The 14,972-nt window shown below is 27.7% G+C and carries 12 protein-coding genes; all 12 read right to left on the reverse strand.

The genetic code is table 11. The features are described from left to right. The coding region (locus I1959_RS14215) for an S-adenosylmethionine synthetase N-terminal domain-containing protein (protein WP_271894365.1) at window positions 1-464 on the reverse strand (464 nt) is incomplete at its 3' end. Window positions 465-482: 18 nt separating this feature from the next. Further along, the gene (gene speB, locus I1959_RS14220; RefSeq protein ID WP_195238766.1) at window positions 483-1,367 is read right to left on the reverse strand and encodes an agmatinase; all 885 of its coding nucleotides are present in this window, start codon (window positions 1,365-1,367) and stop codon (window positions 483-485) included. Next, window positions 1,354-2,208, reverse strand: coding sequence for a polyamine aminopropyltransferase (speE, locus tag I1959_RS14225; protein ID WP_195238767.1), 855 nt, complete (start codon window positions 2,206-2,208; stop codon window positions 1,354-1,356). Before speE ends, speB begins: the two co-directional genes overlap by 14 nt. Window positions 2,209-2,362: 154 nt before the next feature. Next, window positions 2,363-2,776 (reverse strand): adenosylmethionine decarboxylase, encoded by a 414-nt coding sequence (gene speD / locus I1959_RS14230; protein ID WP_195238768.1) that lies wholly within the window; start codon window positions 2,774-2,776, stop codon window positions 2,363-2,365. Window positions 2,777-2,794: 18 nt separating this feature from the next. Beyond that, window positions 2,795-4,270: an aminotransferase class I/II-fold pyridoxal phosphate-dependent enzyme gene (locus I1959_RS14235; RefSeq protein ID WP_195238769.1), complete on the reverse strand. Its 1,476-nt coding sequence runs from the start codon at window positions 4,268-4,270 to the stop codon at window positions 2,795-2,797. 511 nt (window positions 4,271-4,781) lie between these two features. After that, complete coding sequence (locus I1959_RS14240) at window positions 4,782-6,050, reverse strand: dicarboxylate/amino acid:cation symporter (protein ID WP_092923085.1); 1,269 nt, start codon at window positions 6,048-6,050, stop codon at window positions 4,782-4,784. Between the two features lie 400 nt (window positions 6,051-6,450). Next, window positions 6,451-6,858: a single-stranded DNA-binding protein gene (locus I1959_RS14245; RefSeq protein WP_195238770.1), complete on the reverse strand. Its 408-nt coding sequence runs from the start codon at window positions 6,856-6,858 to the stop codon at window positions 6,451-6,453. A gap of 88 nt (window positions 6,859-6,946) precedes the next feature. After that, window positions 6,947-8,788, reverse strand: a complete 1,842-nt coding sequence (locus I1959_RS14250) for a glycoside hydrolase family 13 protein (RefSeq protein WP_092923079.1) — start codon at window positions 8,786-8,788, stop codon at window positions 6,947-6,949. Window positions 8,789-8,792: 4 nt separating this feature from the next. Then, window positions 8,793-11,213, reverse strand: a complete 2,421-nt coding sequence (locus I1959_RS14255; RefSeq protein ID WP_195238771.1) for a glycogen/starch/alpha-glucan phosphorylase — start codon at window positions 11,211-11,213, stop codon at window positions 8,793-8,795. Between the two features lie 12 nt (window positions 11,214-11,225). Beyond that, window positions 11,226-12,668 carry a glycogen synthase GlgA gene (gene glgA / locus I1959_RS14260; RefSeq protein WP_195238772.1) on the reverse strand — a complete coding sequence of 481 codons (1,443 nt, stop codon included), beginning with the start codon at window positions 12,666-12,668 and terminating at the stop codon, window positions 11,226-11,228. 19 nt (window positions 12,669-12,687) lie between these two features. Further along, complete coding sequence (gene glgD / locus I1959_RS14265) at window positions 12,688-13,818, reverse strand: glucose-1-phosphate adenylyltransferase subunit GlgD (protein ID WP_195238773.1); 1,131 nt, start codon at window positions 13,816-13,818, stop codon at window positions 12,688-12,690. Between the two features lie 2 nt (window positions 13,819-13,820). After that, entirely contained in the window at window positions 13,821-14,972 is a 1,152-nt protein-coding gene (locus I1959_RS14270; protein WP_195238775.1) for a glucose-1-phosphate adenylyltransferase, read from the reverse strand.

Raw genomic sequence — 14,972 nt, forward strand, 5'->3', positions numbered from 1 at the left:
TTATGAGCTAAAGATATTGGAAGTGGCATTAACTCTTCTGTTTCATTACAAGCGAAACCAAACATTATACCTTGGTCCCCTGCTCCAACTTTTTCTATTTCATCTTCTGTTGTTTCACCTTCTCTATTTTCTAAGGCTTCATCAACACCCATAGCTATATCGCCTGATTGTTCATCTATTGTAGTTATTACTGCACAAGTATCACAGTCAAATCCATATTTAGCTCTATCATACCCTATTTCTCTTACTGTTTCTCTTACTAATTTAGGGATATCTACATATGTATTAGTACTTATTTCTCCTGCTACTAATACTAATCCAGTTGTAGTTGTTGTTTCACAAGCTACCCTTGCATGTGGATCTCTTTCTAATAATGCATCTAGTATAGAATCTGATATTTGGTCACAGATTTTATCTGGATGCCCTTCTGTTACTGATTCTGAAGTAAATAAATGTCTTGCCATTTTCATCTCACCTTTCGTTTATTTTTTTATATTATCCGCTGCTACAAGAGAAAGTTCTCTTAATATTTTACAAGCCACAACTGTAGATACATTCGTACTATCATAGTCAGGACTTAATTCAACTATATCTAAACCTACTATATTTATATTTGATTCCTTTAATATAGTAAATATTTCTCTAAATTCTCTATATGTTACTCCACCCGGTTCTGGAGTTCCTGTTCCAGGGAATATTGATGGATCTAAAACATCTAAATCAATAGTTATATAAATATTTTTTCCATCTAATTTATTTATTATATCTTTAAAAGTATTTATAGTTTCAACTTCCATATAGGTATGCTTATCTTTTAAAGCAAATTCAAACTCTTCTTTTGTACCAGATCTTATTCCAAATTGGAATATTCTATTGTCTCCAACTATATCCCATACTCTTTTTATTACAGTAGCATGTGAGTTTTCATTGTTGTTATATTCTTGCCTTAAATCTGTATGAGCATCAAAGTGAATTACAAATACATCATCATATTTTTCATGTACAGCTTTAAAAGCTGGAAGAGTAACTAGATGTTCTCCTCCTATCATAAAAGGTACCTTATTATCATTTACAATTTCTTTAGTTCCTATATATATTTCTTCTAAAACTTTATCTGTATTTCCTATACTTAATTCTAAATCACCAATATCACATATTTTAAAATCCTCTAAATCTAAATCTAATATTGGACTATATGTTTCAAGTCCATAAAGCTCAGGTCTCATAGCACTACTTGCAAATCTAGTTCCTGGTCTATTTGAAGTAGTTCCATCAAACCCTGCTCCAAATACTACTACATCTGCATCTTCATAGGAAGTTTCCATTCCCATAAATGTACTTATATGTGAAAATTTATTTATTTTCATTTAGCATATCCTTAACGTATTGAGGTAGCATAAATGCACCTTTATGTATATCACTATTGTAGTATTTAGTCTTTAAATTTAATTTTTCCCAATCATCTTTATTTTGATCTTTTATTGGATCAAACTTCTTAGATGCAAATCCAAATAACCAATGTCCTGATGGATAAGTTGGTATATGAGCTTGATAAACTTTTGCTATAGGAAATATCTTATTTATTTTTTCATTTGCTCTTTTCATTTCCTTAGCATTAAAATCAAAATATGGACTTTCATTCTGATTTACAAGTATACCTTCAGTAGTTAATATTCTGTAGCAATCATTGTAGAAATCTACTGAGAATAATCCTTCTCCTGGTCCTATTGGATCAGTTGAGTCTACTATTATTAAATCATAAGATGCATCTTTAGAATTTTTGACAAACGCTACACCATCTTCATAGTATAAATTTACTCTTTCATCATCTAATTTGCATGCACATATATCTATATACTTTCTAGACACATCCACAACCATTTTATCTATTTCAACCATATCTATTTTTTCTATTTGAGGATAACGAGTCAATTCTCTTACAGTACCTCCATCTCCTCCACCTATTACTAATACATTTTTAATATTCATATTAGTTGCCATAGGTACATGAACTATCATATCATGGTATATAAATTCATCTTTGTAATTTACCATCATAAGTCCATCTAATGTTAGAAACTTTCCAAACTCCTTGCTTTCAAATACATCTACCTGTTGAAAATCAGACTTATCACTAAATAAATGCTTATCTACTTTTATTGAAAAACGTACATTATCTGTCCATTCCTCTGTGTACCAAAGTTCCATAAAAGTTCCTCCTAATAATTCAAATTTATTTTAATTTTTATATTTATGTGTCCTATATTTATTTGTGGACTAATTTGTGTATTTTTTATTTATATGTTATAATATAGATTCAAATTTATTTTAATTTTATTTATTTTATTTAGGTATTTATTACTTATATAGCTTCTGGTTTATGAGTAATTTTACCTAAATCTTTTTTTGATAATTTTTGTATTTTAGCTGTTAATCCTCTTGGTATTTCTGTAGATTCACTTCTTTCTGCTTTTAAAAGCTCTTCTAATAGTTCAAAGCTCTTCCAAGGGTCTATATCTCCGCAAGTAAAGAAATCTGCTGCTGCATATCCGTATTCTGGCCATGTGTGTATTGTTAAATGAGATTCAGCTATTATAACTGCTCCTGATACTCCCCATGGGTTAAAATGATGGAAAACAGAATCTACTATTGTTGCTTTTGCATTTAATGCTGATTCATTCATAAACTTTTCTATAAGTTTAGGGTCTCTAAGTATTTCCTCATCACAATTGTAATATTCTACTAATATATGACGTCCAAGTGTCTCAAACTTCATCAATATCACTCTCCTATTTTAATCTTTTATAACTACTATAGTATTTAAAGTTTTATCTTTCATGTCTGTTAAGTACGCATTATTTGCTTTTAGAGTTTTTATATATTCTATTATTTCTTTAGTTACAATCTCTCCTGGAGCTATTATTGGTATTCCTGGTGGATAAGCCATTATAGATTCTCCACAAACTCTATTTATACTTTCTTCCAAAATTACACTTTCCTTATTTTTATAAAAAGCATCCCTAGGTTTGAGTTTTACAATAGGGTTTATTTGCTTAATATCTATATATTTAATTTTTTCATTTGACATGTTAGACTTTGAAATAGAGTCTAAAGCTTTTATAAGCTTATCTACATCTGACTTTGTTGTTCCTATTGATATTAATGCTAGTATATTATAAATATCTCCCAGCTCAACTTGAACATTATAATTTTGATATAATAAGTCATAGACTTCAAATCCTGTTAAGCCCAACCCTCTAACATTTATACAAAGTTTAGTCTCATCTATTGACTCTACACCATTATTTTCTAGCATTTCTTTAGAAATTACCTTAATACCTTTTATTTTATTTATCTTATATTTTGCATATCTAGATAAATTTAATGCTCTTGATAATTGTGACTCTCCATTAGTTTCTAGATTTAATCTAGCCCCATCAATACTCGCCATTAATAAATATGATGCTGATGTGGATTGAATCATATTTATAGTTTGTTGTACTTTATTCACATCTATATTTTTGCTATTTACTAAAAGTGCTGAAGCTTGTGTCAACGCTCCTCCCGTTTTATGAATACTTACTGCAGACATATCGGCCTTTGCATTCATTGCTGAAATTGGTAAGTCATTATTAAAATTAAAATGAGCACCATGAGCTTCATCTACTAATACTAATACGCCTTTACTATGACATAATTTCACTATTTCTTCTATATCTGAGCATGCTCCATAGTATGTTGGATTTAATAAAAACACTGCTTTTATATCCTTATGTTTATCTAATGCATCCTTTATACAATTTAAACTAACATTTAAACTAATCCCTAATGAATTATAAAACTCTGGCTGTATAAAAATTGGGTGTCCTCCAGAAAGTATAAGTGCATTTATAACCGATTTATGGATATTTCTTGGAATAAGTATCTTATCCCCTTGATTTATGGTACTTAAAATCATTATATGTATAGCACCCGTGGTACCATTGGTTATAAAAAATGCTTCATCTGCACCATAAGCTTTAGCAAGCATATTTTGAGAATCTTTTATAATAGTTCTTGGGTTAGATACATTATCCATAAGTGGAGATGAATTTATATCCATTTTCATAATATTTTCTCCAAAATAATCATTAAGTACTTCTACACCTTGTGCTCTTACATGACCTGGTACATCAAAACATACTATATCCATCTGTGAATAATCTTTTAATGAATTTAATAATGGAGCCTCTTGGTAATCCTTAACGCATTTTTCGACATTAACTTTCATATCCCAACCTCCTTTCTATATTTTTATTCAATTATTTTTTAAATTTAAGATTATTATTTTTACACTTAAAATTTACCTTTATTAAACTACCATAATTTATTATATTAACTTTTCTATTTTTTATCAAGACTTTTTTATTTTTTCAAATCCTAGCATTTACAATATATACACACCTTTTCAAACCATATTGTTAATATTAATTTTTTTATAGTTTAGTATTAGTAAATTTTTAAAAGTTTTATAATTTTATTTTTTTAGAATTTCATTTGTTTTATCAATACTTCAAGTTTATTTTTTTTAATATTTAAGTATATAATAACTAAACTTTTTTCAAAAATATATAATATTAAATATTTTTCTATTTTTATACATTTCTATAAAAAAATTAATTTCATTACGTAGACATTAACATAATATTCTCTATTCTTTCTATGGTATTAATTAATTGAAAATAAATAAAGAGGCGAATAATAAATTTATTATTCGCCTCTTTATTTATTTTGTATTTATATTAAGCTACTAACTTCTCAGATTCTTTATTGTACTTTTCTAAATCTATATCCTTTTCACTATTTGCTACTACAAGAGTACATACATTATCTCCCATAACATTTACAGTAGTTCTAAACATGTCTATTATTCTTTCAACTCCCATTATTAAACCTATTCCTTCAAGTGGAAGTCCTACTGATTGTAAAACCATAGATAGCATTATCATACCAACACCTGGTACACCTGCTGTACCTATAGATGCAAGAGTTGCTGTTAATACTATAGTTATCATATCATTCATTCCTAAATCAATACCGTATATTTGAGCTATGAATAATGCTGCTATACCTTGCATTATAGCTGTTCCATCCATATTTATTGTAGCTCCCATAGGTATTGTAAACGATCTTGTTGACTTTCCTACACCTAGTTCTTCCATTATCTCTAAACTAACTGGTACAGATGCATTACTTGATGCTGTTGAGAATGTAACTACTGCTACTTGTGTAAATTTCTTTAAAAATGGTTTTATCTTTTGTCTAGTAAATAATTTAAATAATCCTCCATATACAACTACTACATGAACCAATAATCCAAGTAATACTACTAATACATACTTCATAAGACCTATCATAGCATCAGTTCCTACTGTTGCAAAAGTATTAGCAACTAGAGCAAATACACCATATGGGGCAAATAACATTATTATATTGACCATTTTCATACATACTTCATTAGCACTTTCAAATAAAACCTTTATAGGCTCTGCTTTTTTACCCACCACACTTATAGATATACCTATAAGCACTGCAAAGAATATAACTTGTAACATTTCACCACTGGCTAAAGCTTGTATTGGGTTGCTTGGTATTATATTTAATATAATATCTGTTATTGACTTACTTTCTCCTATTGCTACTGACCCCATTTCTACAGCTCCCATGCTTATACCGCTACCTGGCTTTAATACGTTTCCTAATATAAGAGAAACTATTATAGCTATTGCTGTTGTTCCTAGATAAAATAGCATTGTCTTTCCACCAATTCTACCTAACTTCTTTACATCTCCCATAGATGCTATACCGCATATTAATGATACAAATACTAAAGGAACCACCATCATCTTTATAGCACTTGTAAACCCATTTCCAAATACTTTAAGTATCCCATTTAATAATAATGTATCTTTTATAAATCCTGTTGGTAATTGTTTTACTATTAATCCGAATATAAATCCAAGTAATAATCCTAATAAGATTTTACTAGTTAATGTAAGTTTTTTCTTCATTTAAAATTTCCTTCCTCTCGAACTTTTTTAACTTTCTATATGCTTATTATACACAATTTCCGTCCAATTGTACATTAAAAATTAAAGTACCATTTGATTATAACATTATTTTTTTTATTTTTTTAAAGTTATTTTATCTCATATATATATATTAAACCTATATTTTTTAAATTAACTTTATTTTATTTGGTTACACAATTCAAATTCGTTATTTTATATAGTAGATATTTTTTTATTAAGTATCTTTTAATTTTTACTTATTATTTCATCCTATATTTTAAAATTTTATTTTATAAATTAAACAAAAAATAGAATAAGGGTTTATAAACCCTTATTCTATTTTTTAGAAATTTTTTTAATTTTTAATTATTTTTAGTTATAAATTTATATTTTTACATAGTTAAAAAGGGAATACTTCCTCAATAGTCTCTTCTTTAGAGTTTTCTTTTTCAAATATATCATTTGAAGCAAAGTATTCTTGTGTAGTATCATTCTTTTTGTTATCTAAAAATTTAAAACTACTTGCAAGTACATTAGTATATGTTTTATTTACTCCATCTTTTGTCTTATATTTTTTAACTCTAATTTGACCTTCTATACCAATTCTTCTTCCTTTGAATACATATTTACAAAATATTTCTGCTTGTCTACCCCAAATCTCTACTGGTATAAAATCTACATCTCGTACTCCTTCTTTATTGATATAATTTCTACTAATTGCTATTGTAAATTTGGATTTTGCTCTTTGACCTATATACTCAATTTCTGGATTTTGAGTTAATCTTCCAACTAAAATAACATTATTCATAGCTTCTCTTCCTTTTTTACGTATTTTAGTTGAATTATATACACATAATGGTATATTTATACATTTTTATGTTTATATAGAAATATTATTATTTTATATTAATTATTTTAAAATCTTTAGGAGGAATAATTAAATTTATTGTATCAGCTTCTTTTTCAATTAAGTTTAATTCTACCTGGATATCTTTAATTAAATCTATCCCTCTTGCCTCTTTTCCTAAGTTTAGCTCTATACATTCTTCATTGTCTGATTTATTTATTATAATTAATATTTTTTCATCACTTGTATATCTTATATATGAAAATACAGCATCATTTTTCGTGTTTATAAACTCAGTTTCCCCTCGTAATAAAGCTTTATATTTATTTCTTATAATTGTAAGGCTTTTGTAAAACTCAATCATATTCTTATCCTCATGCTTCCAAGGATAGGTTCTTCTGTTATCTGGATCTGTTTTTCCACAAAGTCCTGCTTCATCTCCATAATATATATATGGAACTCCTTCAAAGGTCATTTGTATTGCTACTGCAATCTTTAATAATTTATTATCTTCGTTAAGTTCTGTTTTAATTCTTGTGACATCATGGCTCCCTAATAGGTTTAAATTAGACTTAAAGGCTTCCTTTGGATAATTTTCCTTTATTTCTAAAAATTTATTATTAAGTTGATTTGATGAAATTACTCCTTTAAGAAATTCTAATATATTTTTTCTAAATGGATATCCCATTACAGAATCAAGTTCTTTACCTAAAAGATATCCCCTTCTTTTATTGTAACTAATTTTATTAGATGCATCTTCCCATACTTCTCCTACTAAAACAGCTTCACTATCTATATTCTTAAGTTTTAACTTAAATTCTTTTATAAATTCCGATGGTAACTCATCACATACATCTAATCTCCAACCTTTAACACCCATACTGGTCCATTTATTTATAACACTATCATCATCATTTATTATATAATTCATATAAGTTTCATTAAGCTCATTAACATTTGGAAGATCCTTTACTCCCCACCAAGACTCATATTCGTCGCTATTCTCTTTAAATCTGTACCAATCCCTATATTTTGAATGGTTTGATTGGTATGCACCTACTTCATTGTAATTATTATATTTATTAAAGTACTTACTATCTGCCCCAGTATGACTAAATACTCCATCTAATATAATATTTATTCCCTTGCTTTTAGCTTTATCAATTAATTCCTTAAATATTTCTTCATCTCCAAACATGGAATCAATCTTTTTGTAGTCTCCTGTATCATACTTGTGATTACTAGATGCCTCAAAAACTGGGCTTAGGTATATAATACTTACACCCAGTTTTTTAAGATATCCTAATTTATCAATTATTCCTTTTAGATTTCCACCATGGAAATCCCATCTTATTATATCTCCTTGTTCATCTTTTATATACATAGGGGCATCATCCCAAGTGCCATATAAAAAGCTATTTTTCTTTGGATTATTAATCTTCTTATTTCTATTCCCATTATTAAATCTATCTATAAATATATGATATAATATCCCTTCTTTATACCAAGTAGGTGCATTATACTCATCATATACTGTTATTTGATATTTGTTTATATTATTATATTGGTATTCTATACAACTTCCATCTTCTATATTTTTTCCATAGTATATTACTTTAATTTCTCCTTCTATTTCAACTTCTACTTTAAAGTAATAAAAATATAAACCTATTTCATTAAATCCACTAAATTCACCATTATAGTATTTTTTATTCTCTTTTATCAAACTTATTTTATCTATTTCTACATCTTCCTTTAAAATTACCCAGGAAATGTCTTTTACATTATAATTTTCATTAACTTTAACTGTTATTCTAAACTCTTGGTTTAATTTTAAAGCACCAAAAGGAGCTTTATCTTCCCAGGAATTATAAGTTATTATATTTCCCATTTATCTAGCACCCCCTAAACCAAATGTCTTTTGCATATTCAGATATAGTTCTATCACTAGAGAAAATACCTGAATTAGCTATATTAATTAGACACATTTTACTCCACTTTTCTTTATCCCTATATAAAGTATCTATCTTGCTTTGGGCCTCTATATAATTTTCAAAATCTCTTAGTACAAAATATTCATCATTATATGTTATTAATGAATCATATATAACCCTACCTTCTTTTGATATATTTGGAATAAATCCATTTACCAGATCGTCTACAACTCGCTTTATTTTAAAATTAGAGTTATATAGATCTAAAGATGAGTATCCTCCATATTTATTGTAATTTAATACTTGAGATGCTTTAAGTCCAAATATAACGATATTTTCTTCACCTACTTGGTCATATATCTCTACATTTGCACCATCTAATGTTGCTAAAGTTATTGCCCCATTCATCATAAATTTCATATTTCCAGTTCCTGATGCTTCTTTTGTAGCTGTTGATATTTGCTCACTAACATCTGTTGATGGAATTATTTTTTCAGCTAAAGACACGCCGTAATTCTCTATAAATACTAATTTTATCTTGTTATTTATGCTTTTATCATTATTTATTTTTTCAGCCACAGAGTTTATCAACTTTATTATACATTTAGCCAAGTGATACCCTGGTGCTGCCTTTGCACCAAATATAAATGTTCTTGGTACAATGTCAAGTTCTGGATTTTCTAATAACTCATGATATAAGTGTAAAATATGAAGTACATTTAATAGCTGTCTCTTATACGCATGTAATCTTTTTATTTGTACATCATAGATTGATTCTGGATTTATGCATATACCATATTCTTCAGCTATAAAATTGGCAAGTTTAGTTTTATTTTTTATCTTAATACACTCTAATTTCTTTAAAAAATTTCTGTTTTCTTTATAATCTTCTAACCTTTTTAATTCTTCTGTATCTTTTTTCCATCTATTACCTATATGCTCTGTTATCAAGTTGCTAAGGTCTTCGTTACAACTTATAAGCCATCTTCTATGAGCTATACCATTAGTCTTATTGTTAAATTTACCTGGATCATCTTCATAAAAATCACTTAGAACTTCTTTCTTTAATATTTCTGTATGAAGCTTTGCAACTCCATTTACACTATAACTCCCTATTATAGATAGATTAGCCATGTTTATGTTATTATCACATATTATACTCATTCTTCTTATTTTTTCATTATCATTATACTTATGATTCAGATATTCTACATATCTCTTATTTATTTCTTCTATTATCATATAAATTCTAGGTAATAGCTCTTTCATCATATCTACAGGCCATTTTTCCATAGCTTCTGCCATTATTGTATGATTCGTATAGGATATAGTATTTTTTGTTATATCAAAAGCTCCTTCCCAAGATAATCCCTCTTCATCTAGTAAAATTCTCATAAGTTCTGGTATGCATAATGTTGGATGTGTATCATTTATATGAATTGCTATATGTTTTGGAAAATCTAGTATATCAAACTTATTTTTTCTATATTTATTTATTATATCTTGTATTCCTGAACTTACTAAAAAGTATTCTTGCTTTAATCTTAAAAGTTTTCCTGCATGATTTGAGTCGTTTGGATATAAAACTTGAGATATTTCTTCTGTGTAGTATTTATATTTTAAGGCTTGCTCATAGCTACCAGTAAAAGTATTTGCATATAATGTATTAATTCCAAAATCTCTATTTAAGATTTCTGCTTTAAATAATCTTAATGTATTTATGCAATCATTATCATATCCTATTATTGGTATGTCATATGGCATAGCCATAACTGGTATATAACCATGATGTTTTGCTTTAAGTCTTCCATTGTCTTCTTCTAAATAAACCTCTCCACCAAATTTAACAACTACAGCTTTATTTGGTCTAATACTTTCCCAAGAGTATTGTTCATGTAAAAGCCAGTTATCAGGTACTTCTACTTGATATCCATTAATAAATTTTTGCTCAAATAAACCATACTTATATCTTATACCGTATCCATGACCACTTATATTAAGCGATGCCATTGAGTCTAGAAAACAAGCTGCTAACCTTCCAAGACCACCATTTCCTAAAGCTGGATCTTTTTCTGCACATATTAAATCATCTAAATCTATTCCCATATCCTCTAGACCTTCTTTTATCACTTCTTCTATTTGTAAATTTAATAAATTGGATTTTAATTGTCTACCTATTAAAAACTCTATACTAAAATAATAAACTTCTTTGTTAGTACTAAGTCTATTATCTACCCAATACTTAGCTATTATATCTTTTATAACGCTGCTTAAAACTATTTGAAGTTGTTCATTTGTAGCTTCATTTATAGAGTGTGCATAGATGCTATATATTTTTGAATTAAACATTTCTTTAAATTCTTGTTTTGTAATTCTGACCATAGAATCTCCCCTTTAATTCTGAGTATCTTTATAAGTCTTTATATACTCTTTAGCTGACTTTTCCCAGCTACTATCGGTATTCATTGCATTTATAACTAACCTTCTCCATTTTTCTTTATCATTATAAGTTCTTACAGCCTCTTGTATACAAAAAAGCATTTCATGTGCATTATAGTTTTTAAAACTAAATCCATTTCCTTCTCCAGTATATTTATTATATGGATTAACTGTATCCTTAAGTCCCCCAGTTTCCCTAACTATCGGTAATGTTCCATATCTCATAGCTAACATTTGACCTATACCACAAGGTTCAAATAAAGATGGCATTAAAAACATATCACTTCCTGCATATATTTGTTGAGCAAGAGAGCTATTAAATATTATTCTAGCTGAAACTTTTTTAGGATATTTTGAATCATAGTAATTAAACATAGATTGATATTGATGTTCTCCTGTTCCTAGTACCACTATTTGAAGTTTTTCCCTAAGTATTTCAGGCATAATATAAGATATTAAATCAAAACCTTTTTGTGATACTAATCTTGATACTATACCTATAAGAGGTATCTCTTCATTTACCTCAAGACCTAATATTTCCTGTAGTCTTAATTTATTTTTTACCTTATTATCTATGCTATTTATATCGTATCTAAAAAATAATTCATTATCTGTTGAAGGATTATTTAAGTCATAATCTATTCCATTAAGTATACCTTTTAATTTGTGATTATTTGATAAAAGCAATCCATCTAAGCCATATCCATAGTACTTTGTTTGTATTTCACTTGAGTAAGTTGGACTCACAGTAGTAACTTTATCACTAAATACTATTCCCGCCTTCATAAAGTTAACTCCACCGTAATATTCTACATCCCCATTATCTAAATAGGATCGTGGAAGTCCTAATACATCTGGTAATACTTTATTTGAAAATACACCTTGGTATTGAAGATTATGGATAGTATATATAGTTTTGATATTTCTATATTTTTCTAAATGACTATATTTTTCTTTTAATATTAATGGTATCATTCCAGTATGCCAATCGTTCATATGAATTACATCTGGGTAAAAATCAATTATAGACATAGATTCTAGTACCGCATTGCTAAAGAAAGTATATCTTTCTGCATCATCATCATATCCATATAAGTATGCAATTTCACCTTCACGTTTAAAATAGTATTCATTGTCTATGAAATAAAATTTAATTCCATCTAGCTCCATTTCTAAAAGTCCACAGTATTGATTTCTCCATCCCACTTCTACATTAAATACTGCTACCTCTTTTAATTTCTCTTTCAGATAATTAGGTATAGTTGAATACTTAGGTAGTATTACTCTAATGTCTACCCCTTCTTTTTTTAATGCTTTTGGAAGGGCATAGGATACATCTCCTAATCCCCCTGTTTTTGCAAATGGCCAACATTCTGACGTAACATAAAGAACTTTCACTAACTACTTCCCCCTTAAATTAGATACTTATATTCTTTTCTATAACTATAGGATAATTTTCATCACCTTTTAATTCTCTACCTTTTGATAAAACTATGTTTTTATCAAATATCACATTTTCTAATTTACTATTCTCCCCTATGACACAATTTTGCATTATTATAGAATTTTCTATATTAACACCTTTTTCTATATGAACTTTTCTAAATATAATACTATTTTTTACATTTCCTTCAATTAAGCATCCACTTGCAATAAAAGAATTTTCTACATTAGCACTATCAGTATATATAGTTGGAGCTTCATTTTTTTCCTTAGTTAATATTTTTCTATCTGAATAAAGCAATTCCTTAGCTATATTTATATCTAATAAGTCCTTACTTGTTTCAAAATATGATTTTACAGATTTTACACATTTTAGATATCCAGCATATTTAAATCCCCCTACTTTTTTATGTTTTACCACATCAAATATATAATCTTCTAAATACATGAAATCTCCTGTATTTGTTAGGTTCTCTATTATATGTATAAAATCTAACCTTTTCATAATATACATTTCCATGTATATATTAGCCTTATTAAATGCCCCTATATTAGTACCCATATTTAATACATCATTATTATCATTTAAGGTTAATGTTATATTGCCTTTAAAATCTTCTCTTGCATTGTCAATTTCTTTATATATAAGCGTTATATAATTATTAGATTCTTTGTGATACTTTAAAACCTCTAAATAATCGATATTACATATCATGTAACCTGGAGAAACTAATACATAATCCTCTTCACTTCTTTTAATATACTCTATATTACATAATAAATTATATATATCTCCATCTCTATACGGATACACATTTTGATGTTCCGTATGTTCTGGACTAAATATAGATAATCCACCTTTCTTTCTGCTTAAATCCCAGTCCTTTCCACTATCTATGTGATCTGTCAAAGACCTATATTTTTCTTTCGTAAATATACCTATATTTGTTATGCCTGAATTTACCATATTAGATAAAGTGAAATCTATAATTCTATATCTTCCACCAATAGGTGTAGATGCTATTGGTCTAGCATAATTTAATTTACTTATATTTGGATCTCCCTTTTTATTTAAATTTATTATCCCCATACATTTATTTCTCATTATTACATCACCCCTTCTGAAATTAGCTCTTCATCAACAATATCATACTCAGAAATAACATTTATCTTTTCACATTCTCTTATAATTACATTATCTTTTATTACTGCACCTTCACCTATCATAGCTTTTTCTATAACCACATTCTTTCCTATTGTGACATTTGGCATTATCACAGAGTCTGATATATTGCTATTTTCACCTATAGTAACGCCATGGGATAATACAGAACTCTTAACATCTCCTAGCACAACACACCCATCAGCTACTAATGATTCATTTATGTTAGAATTTTTACCAATATATTGCGGTGGCATTGCCATTGTATTAGTATATATTTTCCATTTTTGATCTTGTAAATTTAATACCTCTTTTGATCTTATAAGGTCCATATTAGCTTCCCATAAACTTTCTATAGTACCTACATCTCTCCAATATCCTTTAAATGGATATGCAAACATATCTACTTTATCCTCTAACATTTTTGGTATTAAATCTTTGCCAAAATCATCATAGTTTAAATTTTCTTTATCTGATTTTATAAAGTATTCTCTTAACATCTTCCATTCAAATATATATACACCCATAGATGCTAAGTTACTTTTTGGATTTTTAGGTTTTTCTTCAAATTCATATATACTTCCATCTTCTTTAGTATTCATTATTCCAAATCTAGATGCCTCATCCCAATCTACTTCTATTACAGCTATTGTGGCTTTTGATTTCTTTTCGATATGATAATTTAACATTTTATTATAGTCCATTTTATATATATGATCCCCAGATAATATAAGTATATATTCTGGATTATAATCATCTATAAAGCTCATATTTTGATGTATTGCATGAGCTGTTCCCCTATACCAATTTCCTTCTTTCTCATTCATATATGGAGGCAATATATATACTCCTCCATTTATTCTATCTAAGTCCCAATGGCTACCTATACCTATGTGTGAATTTAGTATTAATGGTCTATATTGAGTTAAAACTCCAACTGTATCTATTCCTGAATTTGTACAATTACTTAATACAAAATCTATTATTCTATATTTTCCACCAAAAGAAACTGCAGGTTTTGCAATTCTTTTTGTAAACACTCCTAATCTTGATCCTTGTCCCCCTGCTAAAATCATAGCTAAAATATCTTTTTTCAA

The organism is Romboutsia sp. 1001285H_161024_C4 (assembly GCF_015550185.1).
Classification (GTDB): Bacteria; Bacillota; Clostridia; order Peptostreptococcales; family Peptostreptococcaceae; genus Romboutsia_C; species Romboutsia_C hominis.